Raw genomic sequence first — 17,628 nt, forward strand, 5'->3', positions numbered from 1 at the left:
GCCAGTACCTTCGTCGCATGCCAGGCCTCGACCCCCGGGCCGTCCTCGCCGGACGCCCCACGGCCCGACCCCCGCTCGGTGTGGTGGTCACTGTCGCCGTCTCCTCCGTCTGCCTGTTCGTGGCGCTGGTGCTCCTGCTGCACGACGGCGCCACGGGCGTGGCCACGGCCGTGCTGCTCGCGCTCGTCCCGCTGCCCCTGCTGCTCGCCGGCGTGCTCGCCCTCGACCGGCTCGAGCCGGAGCCGCCCGACGCCCTCGTGGCCGCGTTCGGCTGGGGTGCGGGCGTGGCGGTGCTGATCGCCACCATCGTGAACTCCGCCGGCCTGGACCTGGTGTGGCGTCCCCTGCTCGGCGACGAGCTCGGCCTGTACGCCACGGCGGCGATCACCGCACCGGTCGTGGAGGAGCTCGCCAAGGGCACGGTGCTGGTCGGCCTGCTGTGGTTCCGCCGCCACGAGCTCAACGGGCCCACCGACGGGATCATCTACGGCTCGATGGTCGCGCTCGGCTTCGCGACGGTCGAGAACATCAGCTACTACGCGTTCGCCGCCGACGGCGTGCTGGCCTGGACGTTCGTGATGCGCGGCCTCCTCTCACCGCTGCTGCACCCGCTGTGCACGTCCCTGGTGGGGATCGGCGTCGCCACCGCGGCGCTGCGACCCCGCGGCCGCCGCGTGCTGCCGGTGGTCCTCGGGTTCGTCGGCGCGATCGGCGTGCACGCGGCCTGGAACGCCTCCACGGCGGGTGGCCTCGAGGGGCTGGCCGCGGCCTACACGCTCGGTCTCGGCGTCCTCGTGGCGCTGGCGGTGGTGCTGCACCGCGACCGGCGTCGCATCGTCGGCCTCGTCCAGGAGCACCTGCCCCGGTACGCCGCCGTCGGCGTCGTCGGGCCGGGTGACGTGCGCATGCTGTCCTCGCTCCAGGCACGACGGCGGGCCCGCGAGCGCCTGCGCGTCACCCTGGGCCGTGGCCCTGCCCGGGCGATGGCGGACTACCAGCAGGCCGCGACGGAGCTGGCGATGCTGCACCGCCGCCACGGCCTGGGCCTGGTGCCCGACGACGAGTTCCAGGCCCGGCGCGACCCGCTGCTGCTGCTCATGGGGCACGCGCGGGTCGCGTTCACCCGCTGAGGCGGAGCCGATAGGTTGGCGCCCATGGTGGCCATGCTCCCCGCCGAACGCCGGTCCGCTCTGCTCGACCATGTGGCGACCCACGGGTCCGCGCGCGTCGTCGACCTCGCGTCCGCGCTCGGCGTCTCACGGATGACGGTGCGCCGCGACATCGACGAGCTGGCCGAGCAGGGACTGCTGCTCAAGGTCCACGGCGGCGCCATGGCGATCGACGGTGACACCTCCCGGCCCGCGGCGACGGGGTGGGCTGCCCAGGAGGCCGAGAAGGAGGCGATCGCCCGGGCGGCCGCCTCGCTGGTCGAACCCGGCATGTCCGTCGGGCTGTCCGGCGGCTCGACGGCCTGGCACGTGGCCCATCGACTCCGCACGATCCCGGACGTCACCGTGGTCACCAACTCCCTGCCGGTGGCCGAGCTGTTCGACGACGAGGCGCTGGTCGTCGAGGCGCGCTCCGCACATGTCGTGCTCACCGGCGGGGTGCGTACGCCCGCGCGGGCGCTGGTCGGGCCCGTGGCCGTGCGCACCCTCGAGGTGCTGCACTGCGACGTCGTGTTCGTCGGGGTCCACGGTCTCGACCCGCGTGCCGGTCTGACCACCCCGAACCTGCTCGAGGCGGAGACGAACCGGGCGCTGCTCGCGGCCGGCGAGCGCGCCGTCGTCGTGGCGGACCACTCGAAGTGGCACACCGTCAGTCTCACGACGGTCGCGGACCTCGATGCGGCGGACGTCGTGATCAGCGATGCCGGGCTGGCACCCGAGGCCGTCGCCGAGATCGAGCAGCACGGCCCGGAGGTGGTCGTCGCACCGCCGCCTGAGTGACGAGTCAGGTCGCGGTGCTGCCCCGGTCCACGACCGTGAACGGTACGGTGATCTGCTCGACCGGCTGGTCCGCGGCGGCCGGTGCGGCGATCTGCCGCTCGAGGACCGCGAGCGCCCGGTCCACGAGCCGGCCGCGGTCGGGGGCGACCGTGGACAGGGACGGGACCGTCCAGCGGCCCGCGGCGATGTCGTCGATACCGATCACGGCGACGTCGTCAGGTACACGGCGTCCTGCGGCGGCGAGTCGGTGCAGCACACCGAGCGCGACGGAGTCGTTGGCACAGACGACGGCGTCGAAGTCGGCGCCCGTGGCGATCAGGCGGTCCAGTGCCGCGTCCCCTTCGGCCGGCGTGAACGCCTCGACGGCCGCCACCAGCTGCGGGTCCGGCTCGATGCCGTGGTCGAGCAGGGCGTCGACGTAGCCCTCGTACCTCCGGTTGGCGGCGTCGGAGGGAGCGGCCGATCGACGACCGACCATCGCGACACGGCGTCGCCCGCCACGCAGGACGTGCTCCGTGGCCGCAGCCGCGGCGGCGTGGTTGTCGATGGTCACGTGGGCGAACGGCCCGACGTCGACGTGCTCACCGAGCAGGACGAGCGGTCCGGGACGGGTGCGACGGGTCAGGTCCGCGACGGTCAGGGACCGGGGGATGTGCAACAGCCCGTCCGACGGCGGCACCCCGACGCCGTTGGCGACGTCGATCTCCTTCCCGTGGTCGCCGAACGTCTGGCGCACCACGACGGCGAGCCCGCGCTCCTCGGCCCGCCGCACCAGCAGCGACGTCAGCTCGGCGAACCAGGGTTCTTCGAGGTCGGGAACGGCGAGGAGCACGACGCCGGTCCGGGGTCGGCGGGCGACACCGGTCCCGTCGGTCCTGACCTCGGTCGTCCCGCCATGCGCTTCACCCATACGTCGCATTGTGCCGCGGACCGGCCTCACGCCTGGACCCGCAGCTGGACGACGCGCGCCTCGGGGGCGCCGTTGGTGCGCTCGACCACGAGTCGCAGGGCCCGCAGCGGGCCGAAGCCGACGACGGGGTGCACCTGGTGCCGCCACCGGTTGTCACGGACGGCGGTCAGGGTCCGCCAGGCGTCGGCGTCCGCGGGCAGGACCTCGACGCGGTAGTCGCGCACGAGCTGGGGCAGTACCTCGTCGGGGCTGCGGTGGTGGTGCAGCGTGTTCAGCTCGAGGTCGACGTCGTCGTCGAGGACGACGTGCACCTCACGGGGGTCGACCGCAGCGTCCCAGTCCAGCTGCAACCATTCCTCGACCCCCTCCCGCATCGGAGCCGACGCCCACTCGTGCGGCCCGCCGTAGGGCCTGTGGTACCCGGACACGGCCCGCTCGGGCGCCAGGGCACGGGACTCGGGCCCGGCCGAGAAGCAGACGGCCCGTCCACGCATCGGCTTCGTCGGCCACGAGAGGAGTCGACCGGCGGTCACCGAGACGTTCTGGTCGTCGGCGTCCTGCCCGTGCACGAGCGTGAGGACGCCGGGCGGCAGCGGGCGGGACGTGCGCACCTCGACGTGGGGGTTCGCCCGCAGGACGACGACGGCGTTGGCCGGCCGGTCCGGGTTGTACCGGGCCGGCAGCCGGACCCACCGCTCCCCCCCGGCGGGGACCGGGACGCTCGCCGCGTGCTCGAGGTGGGCGGGCACCACGTTCTGCGGCAGCCCTGTCGAGTGCACCTCGACCTCCAGGGTGGTGTCGACGTCTGCGGAGAGCAGGACGTCCACGTGCTCCAGGACGGGGTCGACAGGCAGGACGATCCCGAGGTCGGACTCCAGCCGGTCGGCACGGACGTCGTCGGCGGCGACGGAGCCGTCCCCGTGTCGGTGGACGCCGACGACGCGCTGGTGGCTCGACGCGCTGACCCTGGCCGACCGGGCCAGGTCGTCCGGGTCCTCGTTGGCGACCCCCAGGACGGAGGCGTCCTGCCGCAGCAGGGTCTGCTGGAGCAGGGGCGTCCGGCGCGCACCGAGCTCGCGCGGGGTGAGCCCGTGCTCGACGCACAGCGCGGCAGCGGTGCCGGCGGCCTCGCCGAGCGTCCCGCAGGTGGCCATGACGCGGCTCGCGCCGAACGCGATGTGCGTCGCAGAGATGTCGCGCCCGGCCATGAGCATGTTCTCCACGTTCACCGAGTACAGGCAGCGGTACGGGATCTCGAAGACCCCGTCGGAGAAGCGCTGGACGGCTCCGGCCCCCGGCTCGTACATCCCGCCCACGGGGTGCAGGTCGATCGACCAGCCCCCGAACGCCACCGTGTCCGGGAACCGGGTCTGGCCGACCACGTCCTGCTGGGTGAGCGTGTGGTCACCGATGAACCGGCGGTACTCGCGCTTGCCGGGCACGTTGCCGATCCACTCGAGGGTGAGGTTGTCGGCGTCGAACTTTCCCGAGTTCTTGATGTAGTCCCAGATGCCGAGGATGACGCCGCGCAGCTCGTCCCGGATCCGCTCGTTGTCGGCGACGATGTCGAGCTCGCCGCCCCACTCGATCCACCAGTAGTGGGCCCCGGAGTCACCGCTGCGGATCACCCGCGACTCCGGGATCGGGGTCTTCGTGATGTCGATGGCGGTCTCGGGCGGGACGTACTTGACGGGCTTGCCGAGGTCCTTGGTGTAGAACAGCAGCGTCGAGCCGAGGAACTCGCGGCGCGGTTCCTCGGGCGCCCACTCCTCGCCGAACTCCGCCCGGGACTCCTTGCCGAGCCGGTACCGGGCACCGGCCAGGTGCCCGACGAGTCCGTCGCCGGAGCAGTCGAGGAAGATGGGGGCCTCGAAGCGGGTGAGGATCTCGGAGCCCATCGTCCAGCCGGTCACGGACTCGATGCGTCGGGAGTCGTCGGGCCCGGTGGCCTCGACCTCGCGCACGTCGGTGTTGAGGAACAGCTCGATGTTCTCCTCGCGACGGACCGTGTCGAGCACGACGTCGTCCCAGTAGACAGGATTCCCTTCCGGGTTCCGGTACTGGTTCTCGACGTACATCTCGCCGACGACGCCGTTCTCCCGGGCCCAGCGCTGGTTGCCGTGCGCGGTGGCGCCGCACACCCACACCCGCACCTCCGAGGACGAGTTGCCGCCCAGGACGGGGCGGTTGTTCACCAGCGCGACGCGACGGCCGAGGCGGGCGGCGGCGACGGCGGCGCTCACGCCGGCCAGGCCGCCTCCCACGACGACGACGTCGGTCTGCACGGTCCGGTTCTGCACGGTGTTTCCTCACTCAGGTGATGTGTCGAGAGCTGGGTCGCCGACCGCCCATCACGGGGGCGTGACGCGGTCGGCGACGGCGGGAGCGTGTTCGAGCGGTGGGTCAGTCGATGAGGGACTGGGCCTCGTCGCGCGCTGCCTCCATGGCCTCGCGCGGCGTCTTGGAGCCGACCAGGGCCGCCTGGACCTGCTCGGCGATCGCGGTGTCGATCTGTCCGTACTGGGGGTAGACCCAGAAGGGACTCGGCGTCGAGGTCGCGGTGATCCGCTCGCCGAACTCGCTGATGAACCGGTCCGAGGCGACCGCCTCCGAGGACAGACCGGCCTGGGTGGTCGGGGGCAGGCCGAGCTGCTCGAAGTAATCCACGACCACGGCCTCGTCGGAGGTCACCCACCGGGCGTACTCGGCGGCGGTGCCCGCCCCGTCGCCGTCGACGACGACGATGACGTGGCCCCAGGCCAGGGCCCGCGGGTCGTCTCCGGCGGAGACGACCGGGCGGGCGAAGGGCACGAGCTTGTCACCGAGCTCGGTGTCGGGAGAGTCGGCGAGCACTGCCGATCGGCCGACCGGTGCGTCGTCGTACAGCGCCGTCTTGCCCTGGGCGAAGAGCGAGCGGGCGTCGAACCGGTCGACGTCCGCCCCGATGAGGCCGTCGTCGTAGAGCCTCTTGTACCAGGTCATGGCCTCGACGGAGGCATCGTCGCCGAGCGTCACCCGGCCGTCCTCCACGAGGGTGCACCCGAAGGTCTGCATCCAGGTCTGAACGTCCTTGAGCTGGGCGACCTTCGTGGAGGCGGCGTACGGCACCAGGCCGTCGTCGAGCTTCTTCAGCTCGCGCAGCGCCTCCTCGAAACCGGCGATGTCGGAGGGGAGGTCCGTGATCCCCGCCCGGTCGAGGATCTCCCGGTTGCCGACGAGGCCGATCGCGCCGAGCGTCCACGGCAGCCCGTACTGGACGCCGTCGAACTGCCCGGCCGACAGGCCCGCCTCGATGTAGCCGCGGCCCTGGGCCAGCGCCGAGAGGTCCTGGAGCTTGCCGAGGGCGGCGAGCGTGCCGAGCCAGGCGATGTCGAGCTGGGCTGCGCCGGAGAACTCCCCGCCACGGGTCTGCAGGGTGAGCTGGTTGAGGTACTCGTTGTACGGGTAGGACACGGGGGTGGCCGTGACCCCGGCGTCCGCGCCGAAGGTGTCGAGCTGGCCGGTGATGACGGGCTTGGCCGCTTCCTCCGACAGGGACCAGGACGCGAACGAGAAGTCCTGGGCGGCGCTGCCGGTCGAGGCGGCGGGAGCGGGCGCGCTGCCCCCGGAGGGGGCGCACGCGGCCACGAGGGCCGTCCCGGCGCCGATACCGAGCAGCTGCAGGACGCGACGGCGCGAGAGGTCGTCACCGATGGTGGAGGTGGTCGTCCGGAAGGTCATGGTCTTCTCCTTCGAAGGGGACAGCGTGGTGGACGGGTCGGGGTTCGGGGTGGTCGTGGTGGTCGGCTCGGCGGTCAGCCCTTGACCGCGCCGGCCGTGAGCCCACCGACGAGGAAGCGCTGCAGGGCGATGAAGGCGACGGCGACGGGCAGCGAGACGACGAGCGATGCGGCCATGAGCTCGGGCCAGGCCGTGGACGCCTCACCGATGAAGGTGTTGACGAGGCCCGGAGGGAGCGTCTGCTTCTCGGGACCGGCCAGTGTCAGGGCGAAGATGAAGTCGTTCCAGCCCCGGACGAAGGCGAACAGTCCCGCAGCGACGAGCCCTGGAGCCGCGAGCGGCAGCACGATCGAGACGAAGGTCCGCAGCGGCGAGGATCCGTCGACCCGTGCGGCCTCGATGAGCTCGTCGGGGATCGTGTCGAAGAACCCCTTGAGCATCCAGACGCACAGCGGGAGCGTGAACGTGGTGAACGACAGCACCAGCGCTGCGTAGGTGTTGAGCAGGCCGTAGGCGCTGAAGACGGCGTAGAGCGTGACCAGGAGCAGCGCCTGGGGGAACATCTGTGACGCGAGCACCAGGTACATGAGCGACCGGCGGCCGCGGTAGCGGTACTTGGAGAACGAGTACGCCATGCAGGCCGAGACCACGACGCTGAGCACGGCGGTCACGACGGAGACGACGACCGAGTTGCGCAGGTAGACGAAGAGCTGCTCGTTCTCCAGCAGCGCGGTGTAGGCGTCGAGGGTGGGCGAGGACGGGAAGATCGCCGGTGGGTAGGCGAAGACCTCGGTGCGTGGCGTCAACGACGTCGCCAGCAGCCAGTAGACGGGCAACAGGGCGAACCCGCCGAAGACGACGACGGCGATCCACGCGGCGACGTTCGAGCGACGCCGACGACGGCGCGGGCGTGCCGTCAGGACGGGCGGGGCCGGGGCCACGGGCGGGGCGGTGTCGGTGGCGCTCATGCGCGCTCCCCCTTCTCCGAGAAGCGGATGTAGACGACCACCAGCACCATGAGCAGCACCATCCACAGGAGTCCGAGCGCGCCGGCGCGGCCGAGGTCGTAGCCGTGGAAGGCGGTGTCGTAGACGGCGGTGGCGAACGTCTGGGTGGTGCCGGCGGGTCCGCCGCCGGTGAGGACGTAGATGATGTCGAAGTGCTGGAAGTTCCAGATGAACTCGAGCAGCAGGACGAGCCCCACGATGCCGCGCAGGTGCGGCAGGGTGACGGCACGGAAACGACGCACGGCGCCCGCGCCGTCCACGGAGGCCGCCTCGTGCAGCTCCGGGGGCACGGTCTGCAGACCGGCCAGGAGCATCACCATCATCCAGGGGAAGCTCTGCCAGGTCTTGGCGACGACGACCGCGGCCATCGCGGTCCCCGGCTGGGCGAGCCAGGCCTGGGGCTCGTCGATCAGCCCGGTGCCCTCGAGGACGGCGTTGAGGACGCCGTAGTTGGCGTTGAAGATCCACATCCACAGGAACGAGACGACGACGCCGGGCACGAGCCAGGGGATGAGCATGATCCCGCGCAGCGCCTTGGCTCCGCGGATCCTCGTGTTGAGCGCGAGCGCCAGCCCGAACCCGACGACGAACGGCAGGATCGTCGTCCCGACCGTGAAGACCATCGTCTGCCAGAGCAGCTGCCAGAAGTCGCCGGCGAGAACGTCGCGGATGTTCTCGAGGCCCACGAAGGTCCGCCCCGGGTACAGCAGGCTCTGCTCGAAGAACGCGCTGGTCATCGCTGAGATCAACGGGTAGACGACGACGGCCGCCAGCAGGGCGAGGCCCGGCAGGACGAGCAGGACGGCGAAGGTCCGCCCTTCGATCCGTGACCCGATCCGCCGTCCACCACGGGACTTCGACATGGTGCTTTGTGTGCTTATCTGTGCCATCTCTCACGTCTCTGTGCTTCGTCGTGCGCCCTCGTTGGCCACTTCTTCTGCAGGAATGCTGATCTCCGCGCCAGCCTCCTGTCAAGCGCACCCGTCAGAGTGGGCGAACTTGGTTGTTGATGATCCCCAATGTGCACCTTGCTCTTGACGGGAGCACCGGCCCGTGCCACGTTGTGAGGACGCCGAGCACCGGCGCCCGCACGGCGCACCGCTGCGCCGCAGCAGGGAACTACCGACCACGACGAGGTGACTCGATGTCCTTGACCGCCCCCGGCCTCCGTCTCTGGAGGACCATCGCCCCAGCGCTCGCCGCGGCGCTCGCCCTGAGCACCGCGGTCCCGGCCGCAGCGGCCGCCACGACCGCCGCCGCCACGCCAGCCGTCGCCACGAGTGCCGTCTCGGACGGCGTGCTCACCGACGGATTCTCCGAGCTCGGCGACGACTGGTACGTCGCGTCCGGGGCGTGGCGCGCCGAGGACGGCCGCGCCGTCGCCGACGAGCAGCCCGGGGACCGCGGCTACTCCCTCGCGCTCGTCGACCACCGGCTCGACGGTGACGGCAGCGTCGCCGTCGACGTCAGCACGAGCGCGGGCAGCGACTCCACCTGGGTCGGCATCCACGTCCACCGCGCCGCCGTGCTCGACGACTACACCATGTCGGGGTACACGGCGCTGCTGCGCCGGTCCGGCGAGCTCGTGATCATCGGCGCCGCCGGCGACAGCGCCGTGGAGTACCTCGCCCGGGCCGACACCTCGGCCCGGACAGGCGACGGCCCCGTCCGGATCGAGATGGAGGTCGTCGGCGACGAGCTGCGGGCCACCGCCGGCGGCACGACGGTGACCGCGACCGACGCGTCGTTCCGGGGCGGCGGCGTCAGCCTGGTCGCGCACCGCGGCACCGCGGCCGCCTTCGACGACGTGCGTGCCGAGGGCCTCGTCCCGTCCGACGACACGATCCCGCCCGCACCCGGCTGCACCGCGCGGGACGACGCACCGGTCGGGGACGCCCGCGGACCCGTCCTGGTGGACGACGACAGGGTCGACGTCGTGGCGGCGCGCATCGCCGCCGGCGCCGAGCCGCAGGCCTCCGCCTGGGACCAGCTCCAGGACACGCTCACCGCCGACCTCGCGCGCGAGCCGGACGCTCCCGAGGTGTTCTTCGTACCCTGGTTCTACAACGACCCGGACGCGCACCGCGCAGCCCGCGACGGGCTCCAGCACGACGCGAACGCGGCCTACCGGCTCGCGCTCGCCTACCGGATCACCGGTGACGCCGCCTACGGCGAGCACGCGGCGGCGTTCCTGGACGCCTGGACCGACGTGCCGTGCTTCCGCACCTCCGAGGACTCCTCGCTCGCCTTCAGCTACCACTTCCCGGCCATGATCTACGCGGCGTCGCTGCTGCGCGGCCAGCCCGTCTGGCCGGCCGAGGACGAGGCGGACTTCGCCGCGATGATCGGCACCGAGGCGCTCCGCGTCGGGAAGTCGATCGACGGCGGCATGAACAACTGGGGCAGCTGGGCGCTGGCGCTCGAGTCGGCGATCGGCGGCTACCTGGACGACCAGACGCTGCTGGAGGAGGTCGCGGCGTCAGCCAAGGCGAAGCTCGACCACCAGATCGCGGCCGACGGCCACCTGGTCGAGGAGGTCGGCCGCAACGGCGGCGTCGGCGACTACGGCATCTGGTACTCCCACTTCTCCCTGGCTCCGACGGTCTTCACCGCCGAGGTGCTCGACGCCCACGGACTGGACCTCTACGGGTACGAGAACAGCCAGGGCGCGACGATCGAGGACGCCACGGCGCTCCTCGCCGGCTGGGTGGACGACCCGACGACGTTCTCCTACTACGACGGTGACGTCACCGGCCTGCACAACGTGCGCACCATCGACTACCTGGCCGATCAGGGGGTCACGGCGCACAGCATGGCCTGGTTCGAGATCGCGGCGACCCGGTTCGACCTGCCGGTGGTCGACGGTCTCCTCACCGAAGAACGCCCGATGACCGCGATCCACTCCGCGCCGGTACTCACGCTCACCCACGGCGACCTGGCGCACGACGCCACCGTGGCCCCTGCGTGGGACGCGACGGCGGTGTACACCGAGGGTGACCACGTCTCCCACGACGGCGCCCTGTGGGAAGCCACCTGGTGGACCTCCGACCAGGAACCCGGGGCCGCGCCCTACGGGCCCTGGCAGGAGCTCGCCACCACCAGCGACGGCACCCCCGTGTGGACCGATTCGCGGGTCTTCACCGAGGGCGACGTCGTCGCCCACGACGGCGAGCACTACACCGCGCAGTGGTGGACCCGCAACCAGGAACCCGGCGATTCCCACGGCCCCTGGCGGCCCGTCGGCTGATCGCCGTCCGCCCAGAGGTGGGCGTCTCTGGCGACACCTCGTCCGGCACCGATGAGGTGTCGTCAGAGACGAGCGCGGTCCAGGAGGGGGACGGGTCAGGCCGGCGCGACGCCGAGGAACTCCGCCACCCGGTCCGACGCCGGTCGCTCCCGCAGCCGCTCCGGGGTGTCGACCTGCAGCAGCCGTCCGGCGTCCATGACGGCGACACGGTCGGCCACGGTGAAGGCCTCGGAGTGGTCGTGGGTGACGAACACCGAGGTGGTGCCCGCCCGCTTCAGCGTGTCGCGCACGTCGAGCGCGAGCTTCTCGCGCAGCTGCCGGTCCAGCGCAGAGAGCGGCTCGTCGAGCAGCAGGAGCCGCGGGTCGGGGGCGAGGGCGCGGGCGAGCGCGACCCGCTGCTTCTCCCCGCCGGACAGCGTCGCCACGGCCCGGTGGGCGTACCCCGCCAGCCCGACGTCCTCGAGCAGGCCGGTCACCCGCTCCCGGCGTTCGGCCCTGGCCACGCCCTGCATCTGCAGCCCGTAGCCGACGTTGCCCTCGACGTCCCGGTGCGGGAAGAGCTGGCCGTCCTGGAACAGCAGCCCGAACCCGCGCCGGTGCACCGGCACCGCGGCGAGGTCCTGGCCGTCGAAGGACACCGTCCCGCCGGCCAGGGCCTCGAGACCGGCCACCGCCCGCAGCAGGGAGGACTTGCCGCACCCGCTCGGGCCGAGCAGAGCCAGGATCTCCCCCACCGGCACGTCCAGCGTGACCCGGTCGACCGCCGTCGTGCCGGGTGCGCGCCGCGGCCCGTCGTAGCGCACGACGGCGTCGCGCACCTGCAGGCCCTCGCTCCGGGCCATCAGAACTCCCCTCCGCCCGCGTCTCCGCGCAGGCGTTCCGCCACCATCATGACCGTCGCCGTGAGTGTCGCGAGCACCACCGAGGCCGCGAGCGCCATGCCGTAGTTCTCCGCGCCGGGCAGCCCGATGAGCCGGTAGATCACGACGGGCAGCGTCGCGGCGTCGGGCCGGGCGAGGAACGAGGTGGCGCCGAACTCGCCGAGGGACACCGCGAACGCGAACCCGATCGCGAGCCCGAGGGACCGGGCGGCGAGCGGGGCGTCGACGCTGCGCAGCACCCGTCCGGGTGGCGCGCCGAGGGTGGCGGCGACCTCGCGCAGCCGCGGGTCGATCGCGCGCAGCACCGGCAGGACGGTCCGCACCACCAGCGGGATCGCGACGACGGCCTGGGCGATCGGGACCAGGAGCCCGGAGGTGCGCAGGTCGACGTCGAACCCGAGCGGGCGGTCCAGGGTGATGAGGAACCCGAACCCGACGGTCACGGCCGAGACCCCGAGGGGCAGCATGAACACGGCGTCGAGGGTGCCGACGGCGCGTCGCAGGCCGCGGGACCGGGGTCGCCGGGAGACGACGAGCGCGACGAGCCCTCCGACGACGACCGCGATCGTGGCCGCGAGGGCGGCTGTGCGCAGCGACGTGGCGGTGGCCCCCCAGACGGTGACGGTCAGGGCGTTGCGTCCGCCCGTCGTGCCCAGGGCGACGTAGTTGTCGAGCCCCCAGCTCCCGTCGGGGCCCTGGAAGGAGCGGGCGACGAGCCCGGCCAGGGGCAGCACGAGCAGGCCCGCCACGACGACGGCGGTCACGCCGGCGGGCACGACGTCCGCAGCGCTGCGCCAGGAGAAACGGTGGGCGGCCGACAGGTCGCTGGACAGGTGCAGGGCGCGCTCGCGGCGGGCCCGTAGCCGGGCGCTGACGAGAAGTGCGCCGGTCACGACGACGAGCTGCAGGATGCTGAGCACGGCGGCGGCGCGCAGGTCGAGGAACTGGGTGGTGCGCACCCAGATCTCGGTCTCGATGGTGCCGTAGCGCATGCCGCCGAGCACGAGGACGACGCCGAACGCGGTGGCGCAGAACAGGAACACGACGGAGGCGGCCGAGGCGATGGCGGGACCCAGTGCGGGCAGCGTGACCGTCCGGAACGCCTGCCACGGGGTGGCGCCGAGGGAGCGGGCGGCCTGCTCGGCCCGGGGGTCCAGGCGCTCCCACAGGCCGCCGACGGTCCGCACCACGACCGCGTAGTTGAAGAAGACCAGTGCCAGCACGATCCCGGCGAACGACTCCTCCCAGCCCAGGAACCCCAACGGCCCGGACGGGGCCAGGACGGAGCGGAAGGCGACGCCGACGACGACGGTCGGCAGCACGAACGGCACCGTCACCAGGGCGCGGGCCACCGTACGTCCGGGGAACCGGCACCTGTACAGCACGTAGGCGGCGGGCAGCCCCAGCAGCACGCTCAGCGCCGTGCCGACGGTCGCCTGGGCGAGGGTCTGGCCGACCACGCGCCAGGTGCGCGGCTGCGACAGGACCTCCCCGAAACCGGAGAGGTCCAGCACGCGGCCACCACCGCCGTCGTCGGCGAAGAAGCCCTGGAGCACCAGCGCGACCACCGGCCACGCGAAGAACACGCCGAGGAACAGCAGGGGCGCACCGGCGGCGAGCAGCCACCACGCCCAGGTCGCCGGCGCGGACCGGCGGCGGGGCGCCCGCAGGACGGCCCCGCCGCTCGACGATGTCGTCACCCGACGACCGTGGCCGTCCACTGCTCGATCCACTCGTCGCGGTGCGCGTCGATCTCGCCGGGCGCGACGTCGAACGGCTCCTCCGCCAGCGGCGCGAACTGCTCCCACTCGGCGGGCAGCTCGACCGTGCTGTCGGCGGGGTACATGTACATGTTCGCCGGGATGTCGGCCTGCACCTCCGGCGAGGAGAGGAAGTCGACCAGCGCCCGCGCCCTGTCCGGATTGTCGGTGCCCGCCAGGACGCCCGCGTACTCCACCTGACGGAAGCACGTGTCCAGCAGCGCCGCCGTCGTCGACTCGCTGCCGTCCTCCGTGACCGTGAAGGCCGGCGAGGTCGCGTACGACAGCACGACCGGTCGCTCGCCGCCCTCGCCCGCCCCGGAGAAGTCGGAGTAGTAGGCGTCCGACCAGCCGTCGGTCACCTTCAGTCCGTTCGCGGACAGGTCGGCCCAGTACTGCTCCCAGCCGTCCTCGCCGAACGCGTCGACCGTGGCGAGCAGCATCGCGAAGCCCGGGGACGACGTCGCCGGGTTGGTCACGACCGTCAGGTCCGCGTACCGCGGGTCCGTCAGGTCCTCGAACGTCGACGGCGGCTCGACGCCCTGGTCCTCGAACCACGCGGTGTCCACGTTCAGGCAGACGTCGCCCTTGTCGATCGGGGTGAGGCCCTCGAGCCCCGCGCCGACCAGGTCGGTGACCGAGTCGTCCAGCCCTTCCGGCTGGTACGGCTCGAAGACGTCGGCGGCCACGGCACGGGACGCGAACGTGTTGTCCACGCCGTACACGACGTCGCCGAGCGGCGAGTCCGCGGTCAGCACCAGCTGGTTCACCAGCGTGCCCGCGTCGCCCGCCGCGACATGTTCGACCGTGAGCCCGGTCTCGTCCTCGAACGAGGCGAGCATCCCGTCGCTCAGCGCGAAGGAGTCGTGGGTCACGAGGGTCACCGTGCCGGAGAGCTCGGCCTCCCCGCTCTCGGCGGGCACCGGGGTGTTCTGCTGCTCCCCCGGGGCGTCGTCACCGGTGCAGGCGGCGAGCAGCGGCAGCAGTCCGACGGCGGCGATCGCCGCGGTCCGACGGGTCCGGATGGTCATGCGTCCTCCTCAGACGTGCGAGAAGGGGGTCCGCCGACCGCGTACCGGCCGACGGGATCGAGAAGCCCGACTTCCTCCACCGGTGCTAGCCGGATCAGGTTCGAGGGTCTGCGGTGGTCCGCACTCTCAGCGCCGTCGGCGCTCCCCTGTCGTTCCCCCCGAGCCTACACACCGTGCGCGCGCTACGGTGGAGCCGTCCGTCCGCGGACACGTGAGGTGCGTCGAGAACCAGGAGGATCAGTGGAGATGTCCGAGCACTCCGAGCCGTCGTTGGCCGTCAAGGTCGCCACCATGGGCGCGACCCTCGCCGCCGGATGGGTCGCCCAGAAGCTGATCAAGACGATCTGGGAGAAGGCCACCGGCAGCGACGCGCCCATCGACCTCGACGCGGACGACATCCCCGTCGTCCAGGCGATCACGTTCGCGGCGGTCACCGGTGGCGTGGCCGTGCTGGCCCGTCGCCTCGCCCGTCAGGGCGTCGCGAAGGCCGTGGACCGCCGCGCCGAGAAGGTCTCGGTCGTCTGACGCCCGCCGGCCCGGGGCAGCCACCGCTCAGCCGCGGTCGCGCTGCCTGCGCCGGGCGAGCTGGGCCTCGTGCCCCCGGGGCCGGTCCACGGCGTGCACGGCGCCCAGCGCGCCCTCGATCCGCTCCACCGGGTCGGTCCCGCCGTCGCACAGCCCGGCCACGACCTGCGCGGCCGCCGTCTGCAACGGCACGCCGGCACGGGTGGCGACCTCGCCCAGCACCTCGTCGGCGGTGGACTCGTCGACGCCCCGGACCGCCATCAGCGCGCCCTTGGCCTGCTCGACCGAGGCCGCGCCGACCATGGCCCGGCCCACCGCCCGCTGCGACTCCCGGTCGAGCGCCTCGCGCGTCAGCGGACTGACGTCCAGCACGTAGCCCGCCACGTGGGTGAGGTCCCCGGTCGCGTCGTGCTGCCCCTCACCCGTGACGACGACAGTCCGTGACTTGCCGTGCGGATCCACGATCCGGTAACCGCTGCTGAAAGGACGTCCGGCGCGCAGCGCCACCGCGGCCGTCCGTGACAACCGCGCGCGGTCGTCGGGGTGGATCCGGGACCGGAGCCCGTCGATGGTGGGCTCACCCTCGTCCGGCTCGCGGCCGTGCATCCGGTAGACCTCGTCCGACCACCAGAGCCGGCCGGAGCCGACGTCGACGCGATAGCGCCCCACCACGAGCTGGGCGCCCACGGCCAGGGACTCGGCGATGCCGGATACCGTGGTCGACCTCGTGCCCCTGTGCGACGACGTCGGCGCGCTCATCTCCACCCCCAGACAGCCGGCCGGCGTCCGGTCCGGGCCGGTGCCGCCTACGGTACCGGCGCGGACCGGAAGCGCCACCGGAGCCGCAGGGTTCACCCCCGCGCCGTGCCCGCGCCCTCCACCTGCGAGGTCGCGCCGGCCAGGAGACCGGCACGCTCCCTGCGGTGCGCGCGCACGGACCACACCACCGCCGCCGCCCAGACCAGAGCGATCAGCCCGAGGACCGCCGTCGTCCACGTCGCGGACGCCTCGACGGTGCCGAGCAACGTGCGCGCGTTGGTGAGGACGATGACGCCGCCGACGGCCGAGCCCAGGACGCGCGGCGGGACGAGCCGGACGATCCACGCCGCGATCGGCGCCGCCACCAGGCCGCCGGCGAGCAGCGCCAGTGCCCACGCGGGGTCCACGCCGGCCGTCCCGAGGCCGACGAGAAAGCCCAGGCTGGCGGCCACCGCGACGAAGAACTCGCTCGTGTCGATCGACCCGACCACCTTGCGCGGCTCCATGCGCCCGCTGGCGAGGATCGCCGGCGTGCCCACGGGGCCCCACCCGCCACCACCGGTGGCATCCATGAACCCGGCCACGAGGCCGAGCGGGGTGAGGAACCGCTTGCGCAGCGGCTGGCCCAGCCGATCGGTCCGCAGTCCGCGGACGGTGAAGCGCACGAGGACGTAGACGCCCAGGCCGAGCAGGAGGATCGACATCAGCGGCTTGGCGATCTCGGTGGACAGCCACGACAGGAAGGTCGCGCCGGCGAACGCACCGACCGCACCAGGAACGCCGATGCGCAGGACCACGCGCCAGTCGACGTTGCCGAACCGCCAGTGGGAGGCACCCGAGGCGAGCGTGGTCCCGATCTCGGCGAGATGGACCGTGGCCGAGGCCGCCGCGGGGTTGGTGCCGATGGCCAGCAGCAGGGTGGTCGAGGTGACGCCGTAGGCCATGCCCAGGCTCCCGTCGACGAGCTGCGCGCCGAGGCCCACCAGGGCCAGAAGAATCAACGTCCGCACGATGCAGACCTCCGTCTCGCGCGGACGGTCGCCGCGCTAGAACTGAATGTACCCTATCGTTTTAGTAGGGAATAGGGTCGGGGCGGTTCGTGTCCGGCATGCTGGCGGTGCGGTGCGTCTGCGGCGGGGCGGGGCGACGCCGCCGAACGGGGGTGGGGTGCGGCGACGCCCGCCGTCAGGGGTTGCGCCAGGCGCCCTCGGCGTCGGTCAGCTCCTGGACCGCGTCCGGCACGGTCCCGCGCGCGAGATCGGCCACCGTCACGTCCTCGAGCACGGCACGCACGTTGACGCGCAGTGCGACCCAGACGTCCAGCAGCGCTGACGCCGCACCCTCGTAGTCGAGGTCGGAGGGCCTCTCGTCACGGACGAAGACGAGCGGTCCGTCGACGGCCCGCACGATGTCCGCCACGGTCACCTCGCGAGCCGGCCGGGCCAGCACGTATCCACCACCGGCGCCGCGACGGCTCGCCACGATGCCCTCGCGGCGCAGATCACGCAGGATCGCCTCGAGGAAGCGGTGCGGGATCTGTTGCGCCTGGGCCAGCGACTCCGCGGGTACAGGTCCGGCCGCGTCCGAGGCGGCCAGCTCGATCGTCGCTCGGACGGCATAGTCCGCCTTCGCCGAGACCCTCACCGTCACACCCTCTCGTCGTGCACCGCGTTCCTTGGCACCAGCGCCCGTGGCTTCGGCGCACATCCTCCCAGCACAGCGGCCCGGCCCCACGACCATCCTAGTGGGGGTAGCAGTCAGGCCCCCCGCACCTGGTGGTGTGGGGGGCCTGCTGTGAAGGGTGTCCGGCGGCGTCCTACTCTCCCACCCCGTTTCCAG

15 protein-coding genes and 1 riboswitch are annotated in these 17,628 nt (G+C 72.6%); of the genes, 4 read left to right on the top strand and 11 right to left on the bottom strand.

Going from position 1 to position 17,628, the window contains the following annotated elements; genetic code table 11:
* Positions 1 to 17 precede the first annotated feature (17 nt).
* A complete protein-coding gene (locus tag HDG68_RS11475) occupies positions 18 to 1,130 on the top strand; it encodes a PrsW family intramembrane metalloprotease (protein ID WP_172152186.1) in 1,113 nt (370 codons plus the stop codon).
* 24 nt (positions 1,131 to 1,154) lie between these two features.
* Positions 1,155 to 1,949: a DeoR/GlpR family DNA-binding transcription regulator gene (locus HDG68_RS11480; protein WP_343037547.1), complete on the top strand. Its 795-nt coding sequence runs from the start codon at positions 1,155 to 1,157 to the stop codon at positions 1,947 to 1,949.
* Between the two features lie 4 nt (positions 1,950 to 1,953).
* Here HDG68_RS11480 and HDG68_RS11485 read toward each other — a convergent pair whose 3' ends face one another.
* The 5 genes from HDG68_RS11485 to HDG68_RS11505 form a co-directional block, all read right to left on the bottom strand.
* Entirely contained in the window at positions 1,954 to 2,859 is a 906-nt protein-coding gene (locus HDG68_RS11485) for a LacI family DNA-binding transcriptional regulator (RefSeq protein WP_172152187.1), read from the bottom strand.
* A gap of 26 nt (positions 2,860 to 2,885) precedes the next feature.
* Positions 2,886 to 5,159, bottom strand: a complete 2,274-nt coding sequence (locus tag HDG68_RS11490) for an FAD-dependent oxidoreductase (RefSeq protein WP_172152188.1) — start codon at positions 5,157 to 5,159, stop codon at positions 2,886 to 2,888.
* 103 nt (positions 5,160 to 5,262) lie between these two features.
* The gene (locus tag HDG68_RS11495; protein ID WP_172152189.1) at positions 5,263 to 6,579 is read right to left on the bottom strand and encodes an ABC transporter substrate-binding protein; all 1,317 of its coding nucleotides are present in this window, start codon (positions 6,577 to 6,579) and stop codon (positions 5,263 to 5,265) included.
* A 74-nt stretch (positions 6,580 to 6,653) separates the two neighbouring features.
* Positions 6,654 to 7,547 carry a carbohydrate ABC transporter permease gene (locus tag HDG68_RS11500; RefSeq protein WP_172152190.1) on the bottom strand — a complete coding sequence of 298 codons (894 nt, stop codon included), beginning with the start codon at positions 7,545 to 7,547 and terminating at the stop codon, positions 6,654 to 6,656.
* A complete protein-coding gene (locus HDG68_RS11505) occupies positions 7,544 to 8,449 on the bottom strand; it encodes a carbohydrate ABC transporter permease (RefSeq protein ID WP_172152192.1) in 906 nt (301 codons plus the stop codon). Before HDG68_RS11505 ends, HDG68_RS11500 begins: the two co-directional genes overlap by 4 nt.
* A gap of 281 nt (positions 8,450 to 8,730) precedes the next feature.
* Here HDG68_RS11505 and HDG68_RS11510 point away from each other — a divergent pair, with 281 nt between their 5' ends.
* Positions 8,731 to 10,833, top strand: coding sequence for an alginate lyase family protein (locus HDG68_RS11510; RefSeq protein WP_172152194.1), 2,103 nt, complete (start codon positions 8,731 to 8,733; stop codon positions 10,831 to 10,833).
* A gap of 95 nt (positions 10,834 to 10,928) precedes the next feature.
* Here the strand turns inward: HDG68_RS11510 and HDG68_RS11515 are convergent, their stop codons facing one another.
* From HDG68_RS11515 to HDG68_RS11525, 3 genes are read right to left on the bottom strand one after another with little or no spacing between them, the layout of a single operon-like run.
* The gene (locus HDG68_RS11515) at positions 10,929 to 11,675 is read right to left on the bottom strand and encodes an ATP-binding cassette domain-containing protein (protein ID WP_172152196.1); all 747 of its coding nucleotides are present in this window, start codon (positions 11,673 to 11,675) and stop codon (positions 10,929 to 10,931) included.
* Positions 11,675 to 13,414 carry an ABC transporter permease gene (locus HDG68_RS11520; RefSeq protein WP_425483763.1) on the bottom strand — a complete coding sequence of 580 codons (1,740 nt, stop codon included), beginning with the start codon at positions 13,412 to 13,414 and terminating at the stop codon, positions 11,675 to 11,677. Before HDG68_RS11520 ends, HDG68_RS11515 begins: the two co-directional genes overlap by 1 nt.
* Positions 13,411 to 14,505 carry a thiamine ABC transporter substrate-binding protein gene (locus HDG68_RS11525; protein ID WP_172152198.1) on the bottom strand — a complete coding sequence of 365 codons (1,095 nt, stop codon included), beginning with the start codon at positions 14,503 to 14,505 and terminating at the stop codon, positions 13,411 to 13,413. Before HDG68_RS11525 ends, HDG68_RS11520 begins: the two co-directional genes overlap by 4 nt.
* A 54-nt stretch (positions 14,506 to 14,559) precedes the next feature.
* Positions 14,560 to 14,663, bottom strand: a riboswitch (TPP riboswitch).
* An 88-nt stretch (positions 14,664 to 14,751) separates the two neighbouring features.
* On the opposite strand from HDG68_RS11525, the gene HDG68_RS11530 reads away from it, so the two are divergent.
* Positions 14,752 to 15,030, top strand: coding sequence for a DUF4235 domain-containing protein (locus tag HDG68_RS11530; RefSeq protein ID WP_172152200.1), 279 nt, complete (start codon positions 14,752 to 14,754; stop codon positions 15,028 to 15,030).
* Between the two features lie 27 nt (positions 15,031 to 15,057).
* On the opposite strand, the gene HDG68_RS11535 is transcribed toward HDG68_RS11530, so the two are convergent.
* The 3 genes from HDG68_RS11535 to HDG68_RS11545 form a co-directional block, all read right to left on the bottom strand.
* Positions 15,058 to 15,789, bottom strand: coding sequence for a PAS and ANTAR domain-containing protein (locus HDG68_RS11535; RefSeq protein ID WP_172152202.1), 732 nt, complete (start codon positions 15,787 to 15,789; stop codon positions 15,058 to 15,060).
* A gap of 92 nt (positions 15,790 to 15,881) precedes the next feature.
* Complete coding sequence (locus HDG68_RS11540; RefSeq protein ID WP_172152204.1) at positions 15,882 to 16,799, bottom strand: TSUP family transporter; 918 nt, start codon at positions 16,797 to 16,799, stop codon at positions 15,882 to 15,884.
* Positions 16,800 to 16,974: 175 nt separating this feature from the next.
* Positions 16,975 to 17,433 (bottom strand): Rrf2 family transcriptional regulator, encoded by a 459-nt coding sequence (locus HDG68_RS11545; protein ID WP_172152206.1) that lies wholly within the window; start codon positions 17,431 to 17,433, stop codon positions 16,975 to 16,977.
* Between the last annotated feature and the right edge of the window lie 195 nt (positions 17,434 to 17,628).

Source organism: Isoptericola chiayiensis (assembly GCF_013149805.1).
GTDB lineage: Bacteria > Actinomycetota > Actinomycetes > Actinomycetales > Cellulomonadaceae > Isoptericola > Isoptericola chiayiensis.